Genomic DNA, 23,205 nt, shown 5'->3' on the forward strand with positions numbered 1-23,205 from the left:
TGGAGGAGAAAAACTTGGCAAGCTTTGAAAAAAGAGCAACTGGTTGGAGGTATCGCGTTTCTTATAAAGATGGAGATAAATACAAAACAAAAACCCAAGGTGGATTCTCGACCAAAAAGGAAGCAGCAATTGCAGCAAGTGAATTAGAAAAAAAAATAAGTCGTGGACATAATTTAAATGCAGAAGATAAACTATTCTCCGAGTATATGCGAGAATGGTTTGAGGTATATAAAAAAGGAAAACATAGTCTATCGCATGAGAAAAACCTTTTACAATCTGTAAAATTAGTCGAAGAACATTTTATTGGTGTCCGTATGAAAGACTTAAATAGGGTTTTATATCAAAACTTTTTAAATGAATTATCTAAAAAACGTGCTAAAATGACCGTCAAGAAAAAACATAACTGCGTTAAAGCATGTATAAAATATGCAATTGAAGATGGAATTTTGCATAGAGACCCTACTTACAAAGCTATCATACATGGAGAAAATGAAACAAAATCAGAAGAATTAAAGTTTATCAATCAAGAAGAGATGAAAAACATAGTGGATGAATTACGCGCAAATTTGACACCACAATACATTTCAAGATATATAATTCTTTTTGCCATAGCCACTGGGGCAAGATTTGGTGAAATAATGGGGATGACATGGGACTGTATAGACTTAGAAGAGAGAACAATTACAATCAATAAGACTTGGGATTATCGTGATAAGAATGACTTTGGTAACACTAAAAATTATCAATCTGTACGTACAATAACAATTGATCAGGAAACAGTGAGTATGTTAAAAGATTTACAAACATACCAAAAAGAACATGCTCTGAAAACAGGTTTAAGGAATACTAAAAATTTGTGCTTTATTAATAATCAAATGGAAATTATAACAAATAACGCTGTAAACAAAGTTCTTAAAAAGATTTGCGCAAGATGCAATGTTAAACCGATAACATGTCATTCATTACGCCATACACATGCATCTATACTCTTATACAATGGCGTTAATATAAAATACATTTCAAGAAGACTTGGCCACAAAGATATTGTAATTACACTACAAACATATTCACATGTCTTAGATGAAATGGAACAAAAGGAATCTAGAATTGTTGATCAAACTATGTTGAATTTGTTCCAATCAGTTATATAAAACGTGCAAAAATCGTGCAAAAATAATTCTAAACGTATAAGTTTATTTGAAATAGATAGTTCCTACAAAATTATATAAGTCCAGTTATATCAAGGTTTCAAGAAAAAACATGTAATTATTTAAAAATCTAAAAGCGCGCCCAGAGGGATTCGAACCCCCGGCAGACGTGGTACCGGAAACCACCGCTCTATCCGACTGAGCTATGGGCGCATGATTATAGAAAACACTTCATTTTCTTCTCATAATAATAGCAATAAAATCCATCTAAATCAATAAAAATATCCCCGCATTCCCTTATGCACCTTAGCTAAAAACATATAAAATATATTCCACCCCTAAATTTTCCAATCATAAATTCACCCCAACTCACAAATTATAATCTTTGAATTGATATTCCAAAGGGGGCTTCATTCAATGACTGTAATTACAAAATTAAAGCAAACTGTTTCTGGATTAAAAAGTGCACAAGCTAGCTTAGAGGGATTCGCTCTTGATACGGATAACCAACAAGCTAAGCAACTTTTCCAAACAGCTGCGCAGCAAACACAAACGATTATCGATTCTTTAAACCCACGCGTTGAAGAAGTCCAACAAGAAGAACCACAATACTCACAGCAATAACGAATCCGTCTTGCTGTGAAATAGAAAAAGGATGATATGCAATCATCCTTTTTCTATCACATTACATATTGCAATAGAAATGGAATGATAATTATGCGAAAACTCGGCCTCATAACCGCATTATTTGCACTTCTATTTAGCTCTTTTACCGGATGTGATAATAGTCCTTTAGATAAAAAAGTGAAAGAAGAAGCAAAACAAACGGAGAAAGAAAAAGGTCCAAAGTTAACAAAGACGAGTACGGAATCCTTTAATCAATCTATATCACAAGGAGCGAAGAAAAGAGCTCTCGCTATGGATGAAATTATAAAAAGCACAGCAGTGAATTCAAATTTAGATCTCTACATAGCAGTTACACCTGAGCATCACGAAAGGTTTGGATTAAAACCGCTTCGTAAAAAGCTTCAAAAGCAGCTAAGTGATGAGCACCCTACTTTCGATGTTCGTGTAAGTACAGATAAAAAAATCTTTATGTTACTCGAAAAGCTCGAAAGAAAGATTAAAGAAAAAAAAGTATCTAAAGATGAGATTAATAAGCAATTAAAACTCATTGGTAAAAAAATGGAGTCTAACACTTAACGCTTTTTAAAAGAAAAGGAAGGATTGCAATGTCTAGTAAAGATAAAAACTTAACACCTGTACAACAGGAGTATAAAAAATTCGAGCAAGAACGCGAACCGAAACGACCTGTCTTAAAAAATTGTATAAAAGCCTTTTTCGTTGGTGGTTTTATTTGCTTCATCGGACAACTCATTTCTACTTTTTACATCACATATTTTGATTTCACTGAACGTTCAGCAGGAAATCCAACCGTCGCAACTCTTATTTTCATTTCTATGTTACTAACTGGATTTGGTATATACGATCGTTTTGGGCAGTTTGCTGGTGCTGGTACAGCTGTACCTGTTACTGGATTTGGAAACTCCGTTATTGCAGCTTGTATCGAACACCGAACGGAAGGATTTGTTCTTGGTGTTGGCGGTAACATGTTTAAATTAGCTGGCTCTGTTATTTTATTTGGTGTATTTTCCGCTTTCGTCATCGCACTTATTAAAACGATTCTTGTTCAATGGGGAGGGCTATAAATGTTACAAGGACACCGAACGTGGGTATTTGAAAACAAACCCGTTATTATTTCAACAGGAGTCGTTGGTGGACCTTTTGAGGCAAAGGGGAACATCCCAGAAGACTTCGATATCCTTCATGAAGATTTATGGCTTGGACAAGATTCCTATGAAAAAGCACATAAAATTTTATTCGAAGAAGCTTGTAGTCGTGCTACTGAAAAAGCAGAACTTCGTAAAGATGATATTCAATTTGTACTTGCAGGAGATTTAATTAATCAAATTACTCCAACAAGCTTTGCTTGCCGCACACTGGGCACTCCTTATCTCGGGTTATTCGGGGCTTGTTCTACTTCTATGGAAGGTTTAGCACTTGGAGCAAGTATCGTAAATGCAAAAGGTGCAAAATATTTATTAACTGGTGCATCAAGTCATAACACCGCTGTAGAAAAACAGTTCCGCTACCCTACCGAATATGGTGGACAAAAACCACCTACTGCACAGTGGACAGTAACTGGCGCTGGCGCAGCTATTTTAAGCGATACTGGACATGGTCCAAGAGTAACCTCTGCAACGATTGGGCGAGTTATTGATATGGGATTAACAGATCCTTTTAATATGGGAGGTGCGATGGCTCCAGCTGCAGTCGATACAATCGAAGCCCATTTACGCGAACGACAAATCGATGCCTCTTACTATGACCTAATCGTGACCGGTGATCTTGGTCATGTCGGTCGCGAAATTGCTTACGATTTACTACATAAGCATGGAACAAAAGTAACGAGCGAGCAGTTTCAAGATTGCGGGATTATCATTTATAGAGAAGGACAACCTGTCATAGCCGGTGCTAGTGGCCCTGGATGTTCTGCAACCGTAGTGTACGGTCACTTATTAAATCGAATGAAAAGAGGAGAGTTCAAAAAAATACTTGTCGTTGCGACAGGCGCTTTACTATCTCCACTTACATTCCAACAAGAAGAAACGATTCCGTGTATCGCTCACGCCGTTTCGATTGAATTTGGAGGTGCAACGCAATGATTTTTTTCTGGGCTTTCGTCATTGGTGGACTCATATGTGTAATCGGACAACTCATGTTTGATGTTGGCAAGCTAACACCAGCTCATACAATGGCAACACTCGTTGTTGCCGGAGCAATATTAGATGGATTCAATTTGTATGAACCATTAATTGACTTCGCTGGAGCCGGTGCAACTGTACCTATTACAAGTTTTGGTAACGCCCTCGTTCATGGTGCGATGGAAGAAGCTGCAAAACATGGTATCGTTGGCGTCATTACCGGAATGTTTAAAGTAACGAGCGCCGGCGTATCCGCAGCTATTATTTTTGGTTTCATAGGAGCATTATTATTTAAACCGAAAGGATAAGGAGTGTTTGTATGACTGTTATCGCTAGCGTAAAAACTTGCCTTGCTAGTGTAAGAGGAGCTCAAGCGAGTTTAAGCTCGCTTTCATTAAATTCACAAGACGACGAATCCAAACGCGTATTTCATGAATGTATGTTAGAAATGGACAGCATCATCGCTGATTTACAGAATAGAGTTTCAGTATTAGAACGTGAAGAACCTCAATATAAAGGGTTTTAAGTAGACTGGAGGAAATGACTATGTCTCACCTGCCGGAATGGACACTTGTCATTCTTCGCTCTGTATTCATATTAATTATTTTATTCGCTATTACGAAATGGTTAGGGAAAAGACAAATCTCTCAGCTCTCCTTTTTTGAATACATTGCCGGAATGACAATCGGTGACATCGCTGCCCAAGTATCTACAGGGCTCGATTCGAAATTTTTCCATGGCGTCTTTGCGATACTCATTTTCGCTGCGGTACCTTTTTTCACAGGAATCCTCTCCTTAAAGAACAAAACAGCTCGGGATTTCTTTGAAGGGAAATCTACCGTATTAATAAAAGATGGAAAGATACTCGAAGATAACTTAAAGAAAGAAAAATATACGAGTGACGAATTACTTGAACTACTCCGAGGAAAAAGTGCGTTCAGCGTAGCTGAAGTCGAATTTGCTGTCTTAGAACCCAGCGGAGAATTAAATGTACTATTAAAGAAAGATTCTCAGCCACTTACAGCAAAAGACATTGGTTTAAAAGTACCAAACGAGAAAGAACCGCAAACTGTTATTATGGATGGAAATGTACTAGATGAACCTCTATCCTCCAGTGGACATAACCGCGCTTGGTTACATGCTGAACTAGAAAAACTCGGTGTTGTTATTGAAAATGTCTTTCTCGGTCAAGTGGATTCATACGGACAACTTACTATCGACATTTACAATGACAAACTCCAAATGCCTTCTCCTCAAAACAAACCTTTATTATTAGCATCTTTAAAAAAATGTCATGCTGATCTTGAACTATTTTCCCTAGAAACAAAGTCGAAATCAGCAAGCGAAATGTATAGTAAAAACGCGAAACAAATCGAAAACATTTTAAATAAAGTAACCTATCTTTTAAAAGACTAATTATCGAAAGAACGCTTCAGTTAAAAGGCGTTCTTTTCTTTTTTCTCCAGTTTCCATAACGTTTAAATTTATGTAATTCGGTTATGATGTTTAAGATACATAAGCAGGGAATTTCGAAAACATAGCGAATATTTCATGGTACAACTACATATTTTTTTGATTTAAAGTGGTTTTGTTTGACCTTTATTGACCATAATTGTATTATAAGACTAAGAAAGCTTTAGAAGGAGGAAATAACAGATGAATTTAATTCCTACAGTAATTGAACAAACAAATCGTGGAGAACGCGCTTACGATATTTACTCTCGACTACTAAAAGACCGCATCATTATGCTTGGTAGTGCAATTGATGACAACGTAGCTAACTCAATCGTTTCCCAGCTTTTATTCTTGGAATCTCAAGATCCAGAAAAAGATATTCACATCTACATCAACAGCCCTGGTGGTTCTATCACAGCGGGTATGGCAATCTATGATACAATGCAGTTCATTAAACCACAAGTATCAACAATCTGTATCGGTATGGCTGCATCTATGGGTGCATTCTTACTTGCAGCAGGTGAAAAAGGAAAACGTTATGCACTTCCAAATAGTGAAGTAATGATTCACCAACCACTTGGTGGAGCACAAGGTCAAGCGACTGAAATCGAAATCGCTGCAAAACGTATCCTATTCTTACGTGAAAAACTAAACCAAATTCTTGCTGACCGTACTGGTCAACCACTTGAAGTACTACAACGCGACACAGACCGCGACAACTTCATGACAGCAGAAAAAGCTTTAGAATACGGTTTAATCGATAAGATCTTTACAAATCGTTAATACTTAAAAGCGGAAGCGGCTCGTTCAGAATCGCAGGGCGATGGAGCCCCTGATTCCGAGGCGCTTTTTGCCTCGAATGTAAAAGCGAAACAACCGGAGATTCTAGCCGCTGAAGCTGGATACATAAAAAAGCGCCCTATTACAGGGTGCTTTTTTATAGTTAAGCCTCCGCATGAATATACCCCATCCAGTATCCCCATAAATATATCAACGATTTTTCAATTATATCGAACAAAACTTAAATTATATCAACGATTTTTTTAATATATCAACGGTTCGACACAACATATCGATTTACCGACAATCTACGACAAGGACAAACCACCTACATACCCCCTATCCCGAAAACTCCCTTTAAGTAAACAGCAAAAACAAAAAAACTATCGCATATACGCGATAGCTTCTTATTGTACATATGCAGCTAATGCTTCTAAAGCCTCTTCTGCATCTGAACCTTCTGTTGTAATTGTTATCATACTACCAGTTCCAATTGCTAAGCTCATAATCCCCATTATGCTCTTTGCATTTACTGTCTTTCCGTCTTTCTCGATGAAGATATCTGCATGAAAGCGATTTGCCTCTTGTACAAACAACGCAGCCGGACGTGCTTGTAAACCGTTTTTTAATGAAACCTGAACTCGTTTTTGAACCACAGCTCCATTTCCCCTTTAACCTCTTATTTTTTTGCTACCGTTTCCCCCGCGCGTAATTTCTCTGCAATTTCATCGATTTTACGCAAACGATGATTAATACCCGATTTACTAATTTTCCCCCCGGATACCATCTCACCTAACTCTTTCAATGTTACATCTTGATAATCTCTTCGTAGCTGCGCAATTTCTCGTAGTTTATCTGGCAATATATCAAGACCAACCGTCTCATCAATATAGCGGATATTTTCAATCTGCCTTAGCGCTGCACCAATTGTTTTATTTAAATTAGCTGTTTCGCAGTTCACTAAACGATTTACGGAATTACGCATATCACGTACGATTCTAATATCTTCAAATCTTAAAAGCGCATTATGAGCACCAATAATATTTAAAAATTCCGTAATTTTCTCCGCTTCTTTCAAATACGTAATGTACCCTTTTCTTCTTTCCAGCGTCTTACTATTTAAATCAAATCCGTTCATCAGTTCACATATAGCATCATTATGTTCCTTATATAACGAAAAGATCTCTAAATGATAAGATGATGTTTCTGGGTTATTTACTGAACCACCTGCTAAAAATGCACCGCGTAAATACGATCGTTTACAACACTTCTTCTCAATCAATTCTTGTGATATATTTCGAATAAATGAAAAGTCATCTCGAACGATATGAAGATCGGCTAATATTTCGCGAGACTTCTCAACAAGCCTTACGATATATACATTATTTTTCTTCAATCGCATTTTTTTACGAACAAGTAATTCTACCGTTACGTCATATCCCTTTTTCAAAAGCGTATAAATCCTTCTTGCAATTGCCGCATTTTCTGTTTGAATATCAATAGATAGACGACGGTTTGAAAAAGAAAGCGATCCATTCATTCGAAGTAACGCTGATAATTCAGCTTTTTCACAGCATTCCTTCATTTCAAGGTTCGTCAGCTCTTTCTTTGTTTCTGATGCAAATGACACAGTCAACACCTCCTTATACGATTATTATGGAACAAAATTCTTGTCCTATATGAATGAGGAGCGCTACCTCAAACGAGGCAACGCATATTTATAACAATGAATATAAAATCGAAGCTAACTTTAACGTATCATGCCTTACAACACGATCATCATACTTCGCTAATCCACCTTGAATGACATCAATATTATTTTCAGCAAAACGTTCTTCATCCACTACAACTGGTGTAGACATTTCTTCCTCATATAACTTACGTAATTCACAAGGAATATCACGGTTATTTACAATTGCAGTATTGATAAATGGTTGCCCTAAATGATCGTGTAATGCCTGCACATGATCAAAAGCAGTATATCCCATCGTTTCACCCGCTTGTGTCATAACGTTACATACATACACCTTCTTCGCCTTTGCAGCAAGAACAGCATCCCCAATTTTATTAACAACTAAGTTGGGTAATATACTTGTATACAAACTTCCTGGACCAAAAACAAGTAAATCAGCTCGTTTAATCTCAGCCAAGGTTTCATGCAATGGCTCTACATCTTCTGGAGTTAAAAAGACACGATTAATCTTCTTTCCGTAATAAGGAATCTTTGATTCGCCTGTTACAATTTCTCCATCTTCAAGTTCCGCATGAAGTACCGCACTTTGATTCGCTGCTGGTAATACACGTCCTCTGACATTTAATACTTTACTTGTTTCCGTAATTGCATGGAAAAAGTCTCCTGTAATTGAGGTCATACCTGCCAACAATAGATTTCCTAACGCATGACCTTTCAGTCCGTCCCCTGTTGTGAAACGGTGCTGAAATAAAGCTTCCACCAGTGGCTCTACATCCGATAACGCAACAAGTACGTTACGGATGTCACCTGGAGGTGGAATTTCTAGCTCATCACGTAATCTACCTGAACTGCCACCATCATCAGCGATTGTAACAACTGCTGTAATATCAACAGGATATTGCTTTAATCCTCTTAATAAAACAGAGAGTCCAGTTCCGCCTCCCATGATAACAATTTTAGGCTTTCTCTCTTTTTTCATCCCTTAATGGCCCTTTCTCTTCTCCACATCACGATGAGATACATGAACACTATACTCTGGTTTCAAATGTTTCCCAAGGTATTCTGTAAGCGTAACAGAACGATGCTGTCCACCTGTACATCCAATTGCAATTACAAGTTGACTTTTGCCTTCTCTTTTATAATGAGGCAACATGAAAGTAATCAGATCCGTCAACTTCTCTAAAAACTTATGTGTCTCATTAAATTTCAGTACATACGAAGAAACTTCTTCATCTAGTCCTGTTAATGGCTTCATATGTGGAATGTAATATGGATTTGGTAAAAAACGAACATCAAATACTAAATCTGCATCAATTGGAATACCGTACTTAAATCCAAATGACATAACATTTACACGAAATGCTTGCTCAGTTTCTGTTGAGAACAAGTGAACAATTTTTTCACGTAATTCTTTCGGTTTTAAATCCGATGTATCAAGCACAATATTCGCTCGTGCCTTCATATCTGTTAATAAATCGCGCTCTGCTTCGATTCCCTTTAATGGCAAACCAGTTGGTGCAAGTGGATGCGAACGTCTCGTTTCTTTATAACGAGTTACAAGCGTACTATCTTTCGCATCTAAAAATAAAATATGAGGAATAATCCATGTACGTTCTGATAAATCATCAAGCGCTCCCCATAAATGTTCGAAAAACTCGCGGCCACGTAAATCAATACCAAGTGCCACTTTATTCATTTTCCCTTTTGAATCCGCCATAAGTTCAATAAACTTTGGCAATAACATCGGTGGCAAATTATCTACACAAAAATATCCTAAATCTTCAAAACTTTGTAAAGCTACTGTTTTTCCAGCTCCAGACATCCCTGTAATAATTACCATTTTTATATCATTATTCTCTGTCATCGTATCCTCTCCTTGACGGTTTAACTCGGATCTAATCGATATGAAAGCAACTCAAAATCTGGGGTATATACAAATGTACCGTAGATTATGCCATTTCCTTTAATTAAGTAATCAATAATGTGATAATCTCCTGGCGCCATTGCTAAATCATCAATTTTGTCAAATGTATGCCAACCAATGATGCCTTCTTCGCTCTCTAGTTTGTTTTCTCCTGCAAAATCTGTCGCTAAAAAGGAGAACATCATCCATTCAGAAACAACTTTATCACCTTCTTGGATGACAAAGGTGAAGACCCCCTTTAACGCTGGGTTTTTCAAATAAATACCTGTTTCTTCACGATACTCGCGAACAACGGAATCTCTTACAGTCTCACCACGCTCCATTTTCCCGCCTGGTGCAACCCACCAATTTCGGCGAGGTTTTTGGAGTAAGAGTACTTCATTATCTCTAATTAACACACAGTTTGTCACTCTTTGCATGTTTCTTCACCTCAGCTACTTGCAGTAAAATTCCTCACTGCATACTTCTTTCATTATACTATCAAAAACAGTTTGCTACAACGAAGGAGCCAGTCCTCTTTCGTTAACTCAACAATTTTAAAAAAGCTTTCTATAACAAGCAATGTAAATGCTTATTCAATGAATAGCATAAAAAATCCCCTTAACGATTTTTATCGCCAAGGGGATTAAAGCCCTTATTTCTTACCGAAATAAGTAACAATCGCAAATCCTAAAATAAAGGTAATAATCGAACTTATAATTGAAAATCCGCCAGTCGGAATCCCAGGGAACACAATTACAATCGAACCGATTACAAGTCCAATAATTGCCGCAAATGTCATACTTTTATAACGATCTAATAAAAAACTAATGCCTTTACTACTTACAACAAACCCAACCATAACACCAGCACCGATAACCACGATTAAAGGTAAGTTAAGTGTAGTTAAAGCGTTAATTGCTGTTGGATACACACCAATAATTAGTAAAATAAACGATCCACTAATTCCAGGAAGCAACATGGCCATACTCGCCATCCATCCTGCGAAAAATAAACCAATTGCATTTAAAATTGTTAACGTCGTAATTGGATCTGCTGCCTTATCTGGTTTAAAGAAAGCTGTAATCGCAACAAGAATTGCCGCAACTATTAATAAAACAATGTGCTTACCTTTAAACGATGACTTTGCATCAGCTTCTCTCATTAACATCGGTAATATACTAATAATTAAACCGAGGAAGAAAAATTGAGTCGGTTCATAATGATTTGCAAGTAAATATTTAATAACGTGACTTAACGTTAAAAATGCTGCTGCCACACCAGCTGCAAGGGGAATTAAAAATCCTAAATGTTTTTTCCATTCACGACTAAAGAATCCACTAATTGCCGCAAGCAGTTGTTCATAAATCCCTAACACAACAGCGATTGTACCGCCGCTCACACCAGGAATTAAATCACTAACGCCCATACAAAATCCACGATATATATTACGCCATTCCATACTGAATAAATTCCTCATTTCTTATAGTGATTTTTTCCGTAAAGTCCAGTATATCAATAAGAAAGCTTATAATCCTAATATTTTTTGACAAAACTTTGACATTTTCACACAAAAAAAGAAGAAAGCTCCTGTCGGTAGCTTTCTTCTCACAAGGTATATTATCCCTTATTTTTCTGATACAGTTTTTAATTCCTCTAATAATTCTTCTACGTAATGTTGAGCACTTTGTGCTGCAATACTACCGTCACCTGTTGCAGTTACAATTTGACGAAGCATTTTTTCACGAACATCACCAGCTGCAAAAATACCAGGAATTTTCGTTTCCATACGTTCGTTCGTTTCAAGGTAACCATTTTCATTTGTAATACCTAGTTCAGCAAATGGTTTTGATAATGGTAACATACCGATGTATACGAATACGCCGTCAGTTTTGACTTCTTTCTCTTCTCCACTGTTTACGTCTACAAGTGTTACACTTCCTACTTTACCACTTGCTTCGTTGATTTCTTTTATAGTATGGTTCCAAATGAAATCTACTTTTTCATTTTGGAAAGCACGGTCTTGTAAAATTTTCTGTGCACGAAGCGTGTCACGACGGTGAACAATCGTTACTTTTGATGCAAAGCGCGTTAAGAATACACCCTCTTCAACAGCAGAATCTCCGCCGCCAATTACGATAAGTTCTTTTTCTTTAAAGAATGCCCCGTCACATACTGCACAATATGATACACCGCGGCCGCCAAGTTCTGTTTCACCCGGTACACCAATTTTTTTATACTCTGCACCGCTTGCAACGATAATTGCACGTGCTTTATATTCTTTTTTACCAGCAATAATTGTTTTGTATTCTTTACCATCGATGACTTCTTTCACATCACCGTATGCATATTCAGCACCAAATTTCTTCGCATGCTCAAACATTTTATTTGATAAGTCTGGCCCTAAAATAGACTCATAACCTGGGTAGTTTTCTACATCTTCTGTGTTCGCCATTTGGCCACCTGGAATACCACGTTCAAGCATTAATGTGCTTAAATTTGCACGAGATGTATATACTGCAGCTGTCATACCAGCTGGTCCTGCACCAATAATAACGACATCATAAATTTTTTCTTCTGACACACTATTCACTCCTATCCATTCCTACACAATTAAGTTACCCTCATTATACTGTTAGCATCATTTTTTTCCCAATGATTTGCTTATCTTATGTGTGCGTACGCTTAACAGCTTGCACATACTTTCGGACAGTCGCTACAGATACATTATATACATCTCCAAGCTCCGACTGTGTCATTTTATTTCCTTGTTCGCCGCGTACAATGTATTCAATCGCAGCTGACCAGCCGTACACATTTGTAAATATATCTCCAGATGTATATAAACGTATGAACGTACAAAACCAAAAGTGTAAACACTCTTCAATTAATTCATCATCTTTTTTCGTATAATTGTATAATGCATCCGCGATTCGTACGCACTGCTCAAATTGTTGTAAATCAGCTGGAATACTCTTATGACTATTAAGTAAAAAGAAGTAATTTGCAAGTTGTGATACGATGGGAACACCGTTCTTCGCTTGCGTTATATCAAAGAAGAATCCAACCTTCTCTGGCGTTGATAATTCATTCATTAAATATAAAGCCAGCATTTGTTCTTCTAACGTCGCACTTTGCTGAAATGATTTTCGTAATTCTTCAAATAGCAAACTTTGTCCTTCATCTGCTAAATTCAGCGCATTCCACGGTTCTTTTCCTTTTTTATCAGGGTGCAATTCCACGACATGTTGCCACATTTTTTCAGCTAGTTGCTGATCTTTCACCATATAAGCAGAATATGCAAACCAATAATAAAAACTAACGTCTCCCTCGTATCCTTGACGCTTTAATAGTTTGAACCATTTATATGCATGCTCGAAATAACCAATCGTTGCAAGTGTGGTTCCCAGTTTCAAACGATGTTCAAATGAAATCGGATATACTGAAACTAGCTGTCCCGCTAACGCTTCTACTTGTTTATGCTCTCCAATTGAATATAGAAAAATAAGCGTATTACAAAGCGCATGTATATTACCAGGATTTTTTTCTAAAATCATTTCTGTTAACTTCAGTGCCTTGTCTACATTGCCAGATTGAAAATGTGCAATGGCTAAATTATTATGACCTGACCAAAATTCCGGATAATCTTTCGTAACAATTTCTAATGTAGCAATTGCTTCTTCCAATTGTCCATTGCGAATATAACGATTCGCTTCTTCCTGCATAACAATTAAATCATCTTCATCTTCAATCTCTTCCGCACCCATTGCTTCTTCTTCCATAATCTCAAGAAGTTCTAATGTATCTTCTACGAATTCCTTCTCTTTTGCAACTTCTAAATAGCGATCCGCATATTTCTTCGCCTGTTGAAATAACCCCATATATGCATAATTATTTGCAATAAAATAATAGCACTGTTCAAGTTCTGGATTAGATCTAACTAACTTTAAGAAGATTTGATTCGATTCTTGATATTCACCAGCCTCAGATAATACTGATGCTAATTGACATAAAATAAACGGCTCCTTCTCACTTTGTGCCGCTCTTCGAAAATATTTAATTGCATCTTGCAATTTTTGCCCTTTGTAAGCTCTCATCCCTTTTTTATAAAAGAAGTCCGCCAGCTGATTAAAAGAGATAACTTGTCCGTTCTCCTTATATATTCTTTGATTTTTCCCCATATATCCTCCAGTTTTTTGTTTTCTTCGTTCACACATTCTTCTATCTATAAGTATAAACGATTCCGTAAAAAACAAAACAGTATATTCTACTCAATTATTTCCTTTTTATTCATAAAAAAAGAAGAGAAATGTTACATTTTCACCATGAACCTTCTCTTGCGGTCATTTGCTCTTTCGTATAAATAATACGCATTGGATTTCCACCTACGAAAGCTCCGCTCGGTACATCTCTATGAACAAGTGTGCCAGCTGAGACAGTCGAACCATCTCCAATTTTCACACCTGGTAATATTGTTACATTCGCTCCAATCATCACTTCATTTCCAATGATGATTTCCCCAAGTCGATATTCACGAATTAAATATTCATGCGCTAAAAGCGTTGTGTTATAGCCAATAATCGAATTCTCTCCCACAGTTATCTTTTCTGGGAACATAATATCCGGCATTACCATAAGTGCAAATGATGTTTTCTTTCCTACTTTCATCCGTAAAAAAGTACGGTACAACCAATTCTTCACAGATAAAAATGGCGTGTAACGCGCAATTTGGATAATAATAAAGTTTTTCATTACCTTCCAAAAAGACACTGTTTTATACACATTCCATAATGAATTTCCTCCTGAAACAGGATAGCGCGTTGTCCGTCGCACTTAGCTCGCTCCTCTACTAACTTACTTGGACCTTTATGAACGGTTCATATTAGACAAAATCGGTAGCAAATCACTCATTTTATCTAGCATAAAGTCCGGCTTGTAAGCTTCTAAATATGCTCTACCTTTCAACGTCCATGAAACCGCAGCTGTTTTCGTCCCCGCATTTTGACCACCGACAATATCATGATGATTATCCCCAACCATCAATGCCTCTTCTGGTTTTGCATCTAATAATTCAAGCGCTTTTTGAAGTGGCTCTGGATGTGGTTTCACATGCTCTACATCATCAATTGTCACGACAACATCAAAAAATCCATCAAGCTTTGACAACTGTAATCCCATCTCAACGGTTTGTCTCGCTTTCGTTGTAACAATACCAACTTTATAACCTTGCTTCTTCAACTCTCGAACTGTTTCATATACAGTTTCATATTCTTCTACTAATTCATCATGATGATCATGGTTAAATTCGCGATAGCTTGTAATCATCTCTTCAACCTTACTTTCATCAATCTTGCTGAAAGTATCATGCAAAGATGGACCGATAAATGGCAACACATCTTCACGCTTATATTGATTTGGATAATATGTATTTAAAGTATGTAAAAAAGAAGAAATAATAAGTTCGTTTGTATTAATTAAAGTTCCATCTAAATCAAATAACACTGTATTTATTCTCATTGCCTTAGTCCTTTCGCTTTCCTGAATATGAAAGAAGCAGCATCTTACAATAAGATGCTACTTTTCTCTAATTTTCCGAATATCTTTTATCAGCTTGCCCCATTTTTCGTCTCACAATAATGAAAATAATAGAAATAACAACAAGTCCAATTGACATTACTTGTGCAATACGAAGTGGTCCTAGCATTAAACTATCTGTACGTAAGCCTTCTACGAAGAAGCGTCCTACTGAATACCAAATTAAATATGTGAAGAATAATTCCCCACGGCGTAAATTCACTTTTCTTAATGCAAGTAGTAAAATTACACCTACAAAATTCCATAATGATTCATATAAAAACGTCGGATGATAGTAAACACCCTCAATATACATTTGATTAATAATGAAATCTGGTAAATGAAGACCTTCTAAAAACTGTCTCGTTACTTCATCACCATGCGCCTCTTGGTTCATAAAGTTTCCCCATCGGCCAATTGCTTGTCCTAGTAAAATACTTGGCGCAGCAATATCCGCCAACTTCCAGAATGAAACCCCGCGTCGCTTTGCAAAAAGAATTCCGGTAATAACCGCTCCGATTAAACCACCATGAATCGCCAAGCCACCTTGACGAATATTAATAATTTGACTCGGGTTTTGCGCGTAATATTCCCATTCAAAAATAACATAATACATTCTCGCAAATAGAATAGCGATCGGTACTGCAATTAATACAAGGTCAACAAATGTATCTTTTGGAATACCTAGCCTTTCTCCCTCGCGAGTTGCTAGCCAAAGACCTAATAGCACACCTGTACCGATAATAATCCCGTACCAATAAACAGGAAACGGCCCAAGTTGGACAGCTACGCGGTCAAGCTGCGGTACAGAACCTAACAGCATATGTATGACCTCCCTCTCCAATGTTTACTCCTGATTCCCTAACTCAATCGCACTCATTAATCGTTCTGAGAACTGCTGTGCTGCATTGACTCCCATACGTTTTAAACGGAAGTTCATCGCTGCTACTTCAATAATAACAGCCAAGTTTCGACCAGGACGAACTGGAAGTGTAATCTTCGTAAGTTCTGTATCAATAATTTTCATCTTCTCTTCATCAAGACCTAAGCGATCATAATTTTTCTTTTGATCCCAAATTTCAAGATTAATAACAAGTGTAATACGCTTATAATTTCGCACTGCCCCTGCACCGAATAACGTCATAACGTTAATGATACCTAGACCACGAATTTCTAATAAATGCTCAATTAAATCTGGTGAGCTTCCTACTAATGTGTCTTCATCTTCTTGGCGAATTTCTACACTATCATCCGCAACAAGGCGATGGCCACGCTTCACAAGTTCAAGAGCTGTCTCACTTTTACCAACACCACTTTGACCTGTAATTAAAACACCAACACCGTAAATATCCACTAATACACCATGAACAGCAGTTGTTGGTGCTAGCTTACCTTCTAAATAATTGGTTAAACGACTTGATAATCTCGTTGTCGTTTGAGAAGAACGTAATAAAGGCATGCCTGATTCACGTGATGCTTGTAATAACTCATCTGGTACATCTTGATTACGAGTTATAATAATACATGGCGTCTCCTCGGTACAAAGCGCTTTCATTCTCTCTTGTTTTTGTTCTGTCGTTAACGTATCAAAGAACGTAAGCTCCGTTTTTCCAAGAAGCTGCACGCGATCAGCTGGATAATATGTAAAGAATCCTGCCATTTCAATTCCAGGTCGTGATAAATCACTTGTATCAATCGGACGATGAATTCCTTCCTCACCACTTATTAACTCCAATTGAAATTGTTCAATTAAATCTTTTGTCCTTACTTTTGGCATATGTATAAACCTCCACTCCGCTGCGGGTTCAGTCTCGTTTGATGTAAAATTCCATTCTACCGGATATTGTACCATTTTTTTCTGGAAACAAGAAATACGGTTTCTAATAAATAGAAAAAAACATTTCATACGAATAATGAAATGTTTTTCTTTTTGTCATTTTCTCTTTTTTTCATATAGAGGTTCCACAATTGCCTTTTCAATAATCATATTAAAAATTGAAATACAAATTGCCGCAACAATCGCTACACCAAATCCTGATATATTAAAAGCATCTCCTAATAATGAATCTGCTATTTTTAACGTAATCGCATTAATAACAATTAAGAAGAAGCCGAAAGTTACAACAGTAATTGGTAGCGTAATTAAAATTAAAAACGGCTTTACGAACACATTTAAAACAGCCAAAATAATACTCGCAATAATTGCAGTTTGTATATTTGCTACGTAAAACGCGTCTGGTGCAATCCCTTTTAAAAGTCCCGATACAGCGATTAACACAACGCTATTTACAAGAAGTGATACAATCCATCTCATTTTCTTACACATCCTTTTAAACATATATATTTCATCATACGCTAATAGATAAGAAACGCAAGTATCATACAAACACTTATATCAACTTATTCTACTCTTCACGCTTGTATACCTACCAACATTTCTTTGTGAAATAGGGACCACACCATCTATGTTCATGAGTTTTTACAAAAGTCCAAGTGAAATCTTTATCTACAATATAGATATCACCTTTATACGCATCATCTGTCTCACACAATATATCATCCATATGTAATAAACTCGCATCCTTTATTAATAGTATCTCATCACAGTGTTGGTAGAAAATGTAGCACTCCTTTTTCACTTCATTATGAAACGCTCTCTCTGCTTCTGTTCCTTCTAAGCACTTCTTTTTCTCATAACTAAATATGTGCCAAAGATATCCACATACATACTTATCTCCGTAAAGGAAAATGTCTTCTTTTTCTTCATCACTTAAATGGTTTGCAAAGTTATTCTCCCAGCGCTTCCGAAAATATACACCCCACTTTTGGAACTTTCTTACCTTCATATTCTTCTTTCGCAACACATCTAAAAACTCCATCATCTCCCCCTATACAATAAAAACCGAGTGTCATTTCCACCCGGTTTTATTCATACACTTATTGCGATAACTCTACTTCTTTTATTTTCTCTTTCATTCTTGCTTTATCACGATTTAAAATCTCTTTTAAATACTTACCTGTGTACGAGCGCTCTTCTTTCACTACTTGCTCTGGCGTGCCAGAAGCAACGATTTGTCCACCTTTATCTCCGCCCTCTGGTCCAAGGTCAACGATATAATCAGCTGTTTTTATCACATCTAAATTATGTTCAATTACAAGTACCGTCTCACCGCTCTCAACAAGACGCTGCAGCACTTCTAGAAGACGCGCGATATCATGTGCATGTAAACCAGTCGTTGGCTCATCTAAAATATATAACGTACGCCCTGTAGAACGACGGTGTAATTCAGAAGCTAGCTTCACACGCTGCGCTTCACCACCAGATAACGTCGTAGCTGGCTGTCCTAATTTCATATAACCAAGCCCTACATCTACAAGCGTTTGAAGTTTACGCTTAATTTTTGGGATATTAGCGAAGAATTCTACCCCATCTTCAATTGTCATTCCTAACACTTCAGAAATGTTCTTATCTTTATACTTCACTTCTAACGTTTCACGGTTGTAACGTTTACCGTGACAAACTTCACACGGAACGTATACATCTGGTAAGAAGTGCATTTCAATTTTAATAATTCCATCACCACGGCACGCTTCACAACGTCCACCTTTTACATTAAAGCTGAAACGTCCTTTTTGATATCCGCGCACTTTCGCTTCATTCGTTTGTGCAAACACATCACGAATATCATCGAATACACCTGTGTACGTCGCTGGATTAGAACGTGGTGTACGACCAATTGGCGATTGATCAATATCAATTACTTTATCTAAATGTTCAAGACCTTTAATCTCTTTATGAGTACCTGGCTTCGCTTTCGCTTTATATAACTTTTGCGCTAACGATTTATATAGCACTTCATTAATCATCGTACTTTTACCAGAACCAGATACCCCTGTTACCGCTACAAACGTACCGAGTGGGAATGACATTTTCGCATTCTTTAAGTTATTCTCTTTTGCGCCGACAATCTCTACTTTACGTCCATCACCTTTACGTCTTTCAAGTGGAACTGGAATAAACTCTTTACCACTTAAATACTTCCCTGTTAATGAATTCTCATCTTGCATCACTTCAGCTGGTGTCCCTGCTGATACAACTTGCCCACCGTGAATACCTGCACCTGGTCCGATATCAAGTAAATAATCAGCAGCCATCATCGTATCTTCATCATGCTCAACAACGATTAATGTATTACCTAAATCGCGCATTTCTTGCAATGTACGAATAAGACGATCGTTATCGCGCTGGTGTAAACCAATTGAAGGCTCATCAAGAATATAAAGTACACCCGTTAGACGAGAACCAATTTGCGTCGCTAAACGAATACGTTGTGCCTCACCACCTGATAAAGTTCCTGCGGCACGACTTAACGTTAAATAATCTAAACCAACGTTCACTAAGAACCCAACGCGCTCCTGAATTTCTCTTAAAATTAAATGAGCAATTTTTTGTTGCTTCTCCGTTAGCTCCACATTTGAGAAGAATTCCTGTACTTCTTGAACAGAATACTTCGTTACATCAGCAATCGTTTTATCACCAACAAAAACAGCTAAACTCTCAGGCTTTAAGCGTCCGCCTTTGCACTTCGGACAAGCTTGCTCTGCCATATATTTCTCCATTTGCTCACGAATGTAATCGGAACTCGTTTCACGATAACGACGTTCAATATTTGGAATAACACCTTCAAATAAAATCTCATTTTCCTTTACTTGACCAAATTCATTTACATAGCGGAAATAAACCTTCTCTTCCCCGCTTCCGTACAACACTTTATCAAATAAATCTTTCGGTATATGTTTCACAGGCATATCCATATCAACGCCGTAGTGATTACATACAGATTGTAAAAGTTGTGGATAGTATTGTGAACTTGTCGGTTCCCAAGGTGCAATCGCATGTTCATTTAATGATAAATCCCAGTTTGGGATAACAAGCTCTAAATCTACCTCTAGCTTTGAACCAAGTCCATCACAAGAAGGACACGCTCCGAACGGACTGTTGAATGAGAACATACGCGGCTCTAATTCTCCGATTGAAAAACCACAATGTGGACAAGCATGATGTTCACTAAATAGAAGTTCCTCTTCTCCCATTACATCAATTAACACTCGGCCTCCGCCAAGCTTTAATGCACTTTCAAGTGAATCAGCAAGACGGCTTGCGATTCCTTCTTTTACAACAATACGGTCAATTACAACTTCAATGGAATGCTTCTTATTTTTATCTAACGTAATCTCTTCAGACACATCAAGCATTTCACCATCAACACGTACACGAACATACCCTTGCTTCTTAATATCTTCAAGTACTTTCACATGCGCTCCTTTACGCCCAGACACGATAGGCGCTAACACTTGCAATTTCGTACGCTCAGGATATTCAAGAACACGGTCTACCATCTGCTCGACTGTTTGTGATGTAATTTCAATCCCATGATTCGGACAAATTGGCGTACCAATTCGTGCAAATAATAAACGTAAATAATCATAAATCTCCGTCACTGTTCCGACAGTTGAACGTGGATTACGACTCGTCGTTTTTTGATCAATCGAAATCGCTGGTGACAACCCTTCAATCGTATCCACATCCGGCTTATCCATTTGTCCTAAAAATTGACGCGCATACGCAGATAACGATTCTACATATCTGCGCTGTCCTTCTGCATAAATCGTATCAAATGCTAATGATGATTTCCCCGAACCAGACAATCCCGTTACAACGACAAGCTGATTTCTCGGAATGGTTACATCAATATTTTTTAAGTTATGTGCTCTAGCACCTTTTACAACGATAAAATCCTTGCTCTTACTCACTCTTTTCACCCTTCCGCTTTTAATTCTAATAGTAAATCTCTTAGTTCAGCTGCACGCTCGAAGTCTAACGCTTTTGCTGCTTCTTTCATCTCTGCTTCCATCTTCGCAATTGTCTTTTCGCGCTCTTTTTTCGTCATTTTCTTAGCAGGAGTTGCTTCGTATGTTTCTGTCTCTTCAGCCGCTGTCGTTGCACGGATTACATCACGAACGCCTTTTTGAATCGTTTTCGGCGTGATACCATGCTCTTCATTGTAAGCTTCTTGTATAGTACGACGACGCTGCGTTTCTTCAATTGCAATTCCCATCGATCTCGTTATGCGATCTGCGTACATAATAACGCGGCCGTTTTCATTACGCGCCGCACGACCAATCGTTTGAATTAACGAACGTTCTGAACGCAAAAACCCTTCCTTATCTGCATCTAAAATAGCTACAAGTGATACTTCTGGAATATCTAATCCTTCTCGTAATAAGTTAATACCGACAAGTACATCAAACTTACCAAGGCGAAGGTCACGGATAATTTCAATACGTTCTAACGTTTTAATTTCAGAGTGAAGATAGTTCACTTTAATTCCTACATCTTTTAAGTAATCCGTTAAATCCTCTGACATTTTCTTCGTTAAAGTCGTAATTAGTACACGTTCATTTTTTGCAATACGATCTTGAATTTCTCCTAATAGATCGTCAATTTGACCTTCAATAGGTCGTATATCGATTGGTGGATCTAAAAGCCCTGTTGGACGAATAATTTGTTCTATTACTTCTGGTGACTGCTCTAACTCATACGGTCCCGGCGTTGCTGAAACGTAAATAACTTGATTTGTTTTCTCTTCAAACTCATCAAACATGAGCGGTCTATTATCTAGAGCCGATGGCAGACGGAATCCATGATCCACAAGCACTTGTTTACGTGCTTGGTCACCGTTATACATCGCTCTTACTTGTGGCACTGATACGTGCGATTCATCCATAACGATTAAGAAATCTTTCGGGAAATAATCTAATAACGTATACGGCGTTGCACCTGCTGGACGAAGTGTTAAATGACGGGAATAGTTTTCAATCCCTGAACAAAAGCCCATCTCGCGCATCATTTCTAAATCATAACGTGTACGTTGCTCTATACGCTGCGCTTCTAACAACTTACCGTTATCATTTAACTCCTTTAAACGCTCTTCTAATTCTTTTTCGATATTTTCAATAGCGACCTTCATTTTCTCTTCACGTGTAACGAAGTGAGATGCCGGGAAGATTGCTACATGATCACGTTCTGCTAATACTTCACCTGTTAACGCATTTACTTCGCGAATACGATCGATTTCATCACCGAAAAACTCAATTCGGATACAATGCTCATCAAGTGATGCCGGGAAGATTTCAACTACATCTCCGCGCACACGGAATGTACCACGCTTGAAATCAATATCATTACGTCCATACTGCACATCAACAAGTTCACGAAGCAATTGATTGCGGTCCTTTTCCATACCAACTCGAAGTGAAACAACTAACTCACGGTACTCTTCAGGAGAACCTAAACCATATATACACGAAACACTCGCAACGATAATTACATCGTCCCGTTCAAATAATGCAGACGTTGCTGAGTGACGCAATTTATCGATTTCATCATTAATCTGCGCGTCTTTTTCAATAAACGTATCTGTTTGCGGCACATACGCTTCTGGCTGATAATAATCATAATAACTAACAAAATATTCAACTGCATTATTCGGAAAAAAGTCTTTCAACTCACTATATAGCTGTCCTGCTAACGTTTTATTGTGAGCCATGACAAGTGTTGGCTTTTGCACTTCTTTAATGACATTTGAAATCGTAAATGTCTTACCCGTTCCTGTTGCTCCAAGTAACACTTGCTTTTTCTTTCCACTATTAATTCCCTCTACAAGCTTCTCTATAGCTACCGGCTGATCACCTTGCGGGGAATACGCTGATATAATTTCAAATTGATGTTCCAAGTAAAATCCGACCTCCTCATAAAAATCTGTATTATTATTTTACCACGAACACCCATAAAAAACCTAAAAAAACGAACAGATATTCGGTAAA

25 protein-coding genes and 1 tRNA gene are annotated in these 23,205 nt (G+C 37.4%); 9 read left to right on the plus strand and 17 right to left on the minus strand.

Features of this window, described 5'->3' with window-relative positions; genetic code table 11:
* Positions 1-14: 14 nt before the first annotated feature.
* Complete coding sequence (locus JFU02_RS17350; RefSeq protein ID WP_000135758.1) at positions 15-1,151, plus strand: site-specific integrase; 1,137 nt, start codon at positions 15-17, stop codon at positions 1,149-1,151.
* A 134-nt stretch (positions 1,152-1,285) separates the two neighbouring features.
* On the opposite strand, the gene JFU02_RS17355 is transcribed toward JFU02_RS17350, so the two are convergent.
* Positions 1,286-1,361 (minus strand) — tRNA-Arg (locus tag JFU02_RS17355).
* A gap of 204 nt (positions 1,362-1,565) precedes the next feature.
* On the opposite strand from JFU02_RS17355, the gene JFU02_RS17360 reads away from it, so the two are divergent.
* The 8 genes from JFU02_RS17360 to clpP all read left to right on the plus strand — a co-directional run bounded on the left by JFU02_RS17360 (position 1,566) and on the right by clpP (position 6,151).
* The gene (locus JFU02_RS17360; protein WP_000216166.1) at positions 1,566-1,772 is read left to right on the plus strand and encodes a DUF1657 domain-containing protein; all 207 of its coding nucleotides are present in this window, start codon (positions 1,566-1,568) and stop codon (positions 1,770-1,772) included.
* A 93-nt stretch (positions 1,773-1,865) separates the two neighbouring features.
* Positions 1,866-2,351, plus strand: a complete 486-nt coding sequence (locus tag JFU02_RS17365) for a YhcN/YlaJ family sporulation lipoprotein (protein ID WP_001228537.1) — start codon at positions 1,866-1,868, stop codon at positions 2,349-2,351.
* A gap of 29 nt (positions 2,352-2,380) precedes the next feature.
* Positions 2,381-2,857 (plus strand): stage V sporulation protein AC, encoded by a 477-nt coding sequence (gene spoVAC / locus JFU02_RS17370; protein ID WP_000095399.1) that lies wholly within the window; start codon positions 2,381-2,383, stop codon positions 2,855-2,857.
* Complete coding sequence (gene spoVAD, locus JFU02_RS17375; RefSeq protein ID WP_000938970.1) at positions 2,858-3,874, plus strand: stage V sporulation protein AD; 1,017 nt, start codon at positions 2,858-2,860, stop codon at positions 3,872-3,874.
* Complete coding sequence (gene spoVAE, locus JFU02_RS17380; protein WP_000575919.1) at positions 3,871-4,221, plus strand: stage V sporulation protein AE; 351 nt, start codon at positions 3,871-3,873, stop codon at positions 4,219-4,221. The genes spoVAD and spoVAE overlap by 4 nt, the downstream gene beginning before the upstream one ends.
* An 11-nt stretch (positions 4,222-4,232) precedes the next feature.
* The gene (locus JFU02_RS17385) at positions 4,233-4,439 is read left to right on the plus strand and encodes a DUF1657 domain-containing protein (RefSeq protein WP_000215905.1); all 207 of its coding nucleotides are present in this window, start codon (positions 4,233-4,235) and stop codon (positions 4,437-4,439) included.
* Positions 4,440-4,459: 20 nt separating this feature from the next.
* Entirely contained in the window at positions 4,460-5,329 is an 870-nt protein-coding gene (locus JFU02_RS17390) for a DUF421 domain-containing protein (protein ID WP_000018899.1), read from the plus strand.
* Between the two features lie 240 nt (positions 5,330-5,569).
* Complete coding sequence (gene clpP, locus JFU02_RS17395) at positions 5,570-6,151, plus strand: ATP-dependent Clp endopeptidase proteolytic subunit ClpP (protein WP_001049162.1); 582 nt, start codon at positions 5,570-5,572, stop codon at positions 6,149-6,151.
* A gap of 404 nt (positions 6,152-6,555) precedes the next feature.
* On the opposite strand, the gene JFU02_RS17400 is transcribed toward clpP, so the two are convergent.
* The 16 genes from JFU02_RS17400 to uvrB all read right to left on the minus strand — a co-directional run bounded on the left by JFU02_RS17400 (position 6,556) and on the right by uvrB (position 23,114).
* Positions 6,556-6,804, minus strand: a complete 249-nt coding sequence (locus JFU02_RS17400; protein WP_000250307.1) for an HPr family phosphocarrier protein — start codon at positions 6,802-6,804, stop codon at positions 6,556-6,558.
* A 23-nt stretch (positions 6,805-6,827) separates the two neighbouring features.
* Positions 6,828-7,778 carry a DNA-binding protein WhiA gene (gene whiA / locus JFU02_RS17405; RefSeq protein ID WP_000006563.1) on the minus strand — a complete coding sequence of 317 codons (951 nt, stop codon included), beginning with the start codon at positions 7,776-7,778 and terminating at the stop codon, positions 6,828-6,830.
* 88 nt (positions 7,779-7,866) lie between these two features.
* Complete coding sequence (locus JFU02_RS17410) at positions 7,867-8,820, minus strand: gluconeogenesis factor YvcK family protein (protein WP_000712185.1); 954 nt, start codon at positions 8,818-8,820, stop codon at positions 7,867-7,869.
* 3 nt (positions 8,821-8,823) lie between these two features.
* Entirely contained in the window at positions 8,824-9,705 is an 882-nt protein-coding gene (rapZ, locus tag JFU02_RS17415) for an RNase adapter RapZ (RefSeq protein WP_000138458.1), read from the minus strand.
* Positions 9,706-9,725: 20 nt separating this feature from the next.
* Positions 9,726-10,184, minus strand: a complete 459-nt coding sequence (locus tag JFU02_RS17420) for an NUDIX hydrolase (RefSeq protein ID WP_001190080.1) — start codon at positions 10,182-10,184, stop codon at positions 9,726-9,728.
* A gap of 215 nt (positions 10,185-10,399) precedes the next feature.
* Positions 10,400-11,206 (minus strand): DUF368 domain-containing protein, encoded by an 807-nt coding sequence (locus JFU02_RS17425; RefSeq protein WP_000455196.1) that lies wholly within the window; start codon positions 11,204-11,206, stop codon positions 10,400-10,402.
* A gap of 165 nt (positions 11,207-11,371) precedes the next feature.
* Positions 11,372-12,328, minus strand: a complete 957-nt coding sequence (gene trxB, locus JFU02_RS17430) for a thioredoxin-disulfide reductase (RefSeq protein WP_140337933.1) — start codon at positions 12,326-12,328, stop codon at positions 11,372-11,374.
* 85 nt (positions 12,329-12,413) lie between these two features.
* Positions 12,414-13,925: a tetratricopeptide repeat protein gene (locus JFU02_RS17435; protein ID WP_000517719.1), complete on the minus strand. Its 1,512-nt coding sequence runs from the start codon at positions 13,923-13,925 to the stop codon at positions 12,414-12,416.
* A gap of 139 nt (positions 13,926-14,064) precedes the next feature.
* On the minus strand, positions 14,065-14,577 hold the full coding sequence (locus tag JFU02_RS17440) for an acyltransferase (protein ID WP_001255087.1): 513 nt from the start codon (positions 14,575-14,577) through the stop codon (positions 14,065-14,067).
* A gap of 33 nt (positions 14,578-14,610) precedes the next feature.
* Complete coding sequence (gene ppaX / locus JFU02_RS17445; RefSeq protein ID WP_003308171.1) at positions 14,611-15,261, minus strand: pyrophosphatase PpaX; 651 nt, start codon at positions 15,259-15,261, stop codon at positions 14,611-14,613.
* 67 nt (positions 15,262-15,328) lie between these two features.
* Positions 15,329-16,141, minus strand: a complete 813-nt coding sequence (gene lgt, locus JFU02_RS17450) for a prolipoprotein diacylglyceryl transferase (RefSeq protein ID WP_000924241.1) — start codon at positions 16,139-16,141, stop codon at positions 15,329-15,331.
* 24 nt (positions 16,142-16,165) lie between these two features.
* A complete protein-coding gene (hprK, locus tag JFU02_RS17455; protein ID WP_001127251.1) occupies positions 16,166-17,095 on the minus strand; it encodes an HPr(Ser) kinase/phosphatase in 930 nt (309 codons plus the stop codon).
* Positions 17,096-17,251: 156 nt separating this feature from the next.
* Positions 17,252-17,632, minus strand: a complete 381-nt coding sequence (locus tag JFU02_RS17460) for a phage holin family protein (RefSeq protein WP_001267308.1) — start codon at positions 17,630-17,632, stop codon at positions 17,252-17,254.
* A 112-nt stretch (positions 17,633-17,744) separates the two neighbouring features.
* Positions 17,745-18,197, minus strand: coding sequence for a DUF4275 family protein (locus JFU02_RS17465; RefSeq protein WP_061667782.1), 453 nt, complete (start codon positions 18,195-18,197; stop codon positions 17,745-17,747).
* Between the two features lie 58 nt (positions 18,198-18,255).
* Entirely contained in the window at positions 18,256-21,132 is a 2,877-nt protein-coding gene (gene uvrA, locus JFU02_RS17470; RefSeq protein WP_000045588.1) for an excinuclease ABC subunit UvrA, read from the minus strand.
* A 5-nt stretch (positions 21,133-21,137) separates the two neighbouring features.
* Positions 21,138-23,114 carry an excinuclease ABC subunit B gene (gene uvrB, locus JFU02_RS17475; protein ID WP_000400993.1) on the minus strand — a complete coding sequence of 659 codons (1,977 nt, stop codon included), beginning with the start codon at positions 23,112-23,114 and terminating at the stop codon, positions 21,138-21,140.
* Between the last annotated feature and the right edge of the window lie 91 nt (positions 23,115-23,205).

The organism is Bacillus sp. TH13, from assembly GCF_016651175.1.
Lineage (GTDB): Bacteria > Bacillota > Bacilli > Bacillales > Bacillaceae_G > Bacillus_A > Bacillus_A thuringiensis_S.

Coding starts and splice junctions, on each gene's coding strand:
- JFU02_RS17360 (WP_000216166.1), top strand. CDS start 1,566: ATGACTGTAATTACAAAATTAAAGCAAACTGTTTCTGGATTAAAAAGT.
- JFU02_RS17365 (WP_001228537.1), top strand. CDS start 1,866: ATGCGAAAACTCGGCCTCATAACCGCATTATTTGCACTTCTATTTAGC.
- spoVAC (WP_000095399.1), top strand. CDS start 2,381: ATGTCTAGTAAAGATAAAAACTTAACACCTGTACAACAGGAGTATAAA.
- spoVAD (WP_000938970.1), top strand. CDS start 2,858: ATGTTACAAGGACACCGAACGTGGGTATTTGAAAACAAACCCGTTATT.
- spoVAE (WP_000575919.1), top strand. CDS start 3,871: ATGATTTTTTTCTGGGCTTTCGTCATTGGTGGACTCATATGTGTAATC.
- JFU02_RS17385 (WP_000215905.1), top strand. CDS start 4,233: ATGACTGTTATCGCTAGCGTAAAAACTTGCCTTGCTAGTGTAAGAGGA.
- JFU02_RS17390 (WP_000018899.1), top strand. CDS start 4,460: ATGTCTCACCTGCCGGAATGGACACTTGTCATTCTTCGCTCTGTATTC.
- clpP (WP_001049162.1), top strand. CDS start 5,570: ATGAATTTAATTCCTACAGTAATTGAACAAACAAATCGTGGAGAACGC.
- JFU02_RS17410 (WP_000712185.1), bottom strand. CDS start 8,820: ATGAAAAAAGAGAGAAAGCCTAAAATTGTTATCATGGGAGGCGGAACT.
- rapZ (WP_000138458.1), bottom strand. CDS start 9,705: ATGACAGAGAATAATGATATAAAAATGGTAATTATTACAGGGATGTCT.
- JFU02_RS17420 (WP_001190080.1), bottom strand. CDS start 10,184: ATGCAAAGAGTGACAAACTGTGTGTTAATTAGAGATAATGAAGTACTC.
- JFU02_RS17425 (WP_000455196.1), bottom strand. CDS start 11,206: ATGGAATGGCGTAATATATATCGTGGATTTTGTATGGGCGTTAGTGAT.
- JFU02_RS17435 (WP_000517719.1), bottom strand. CDS start 13,925: ATGGGGAAAAATCAAAGAATATATAAGGAGAACGGACAAGTTATCTCT.
- ppaX (WP_003308171.1), bottom strand. CDS start 15,261: ATGAGAATAAATACAGTGTTATTTGATTTAGATGGAACTTTAATTAAT.
- lgt (WP_000924241.1), bottom strand. CDS start 16,141: ATGCTGTTAGGTTCTGTACCGCAGCTTGACCGCGTAGCTGTCCAACTT.
- hprK (WP_001127251.1), bottom strand. CDS start 17,095: ATGCCAAAAGTAAGGACAAAAGATTTAATTGAACAATTTCAATTGGAG.
- JFU02_RS17460 (WP_001267308.1), bottom strand. CDS start 17,632: ATGAGATGGATTGTATCACTTCTTGTAAATAGCGTTGTGTTAATCGCT.
- JFU02_RS17465 (WP_061667782.1), bottom strand. CDS start 18,197: ATGGAGTTTTTAGATGTGTTGCGAAAGAAGAATATGAAGGTAAGAAAG.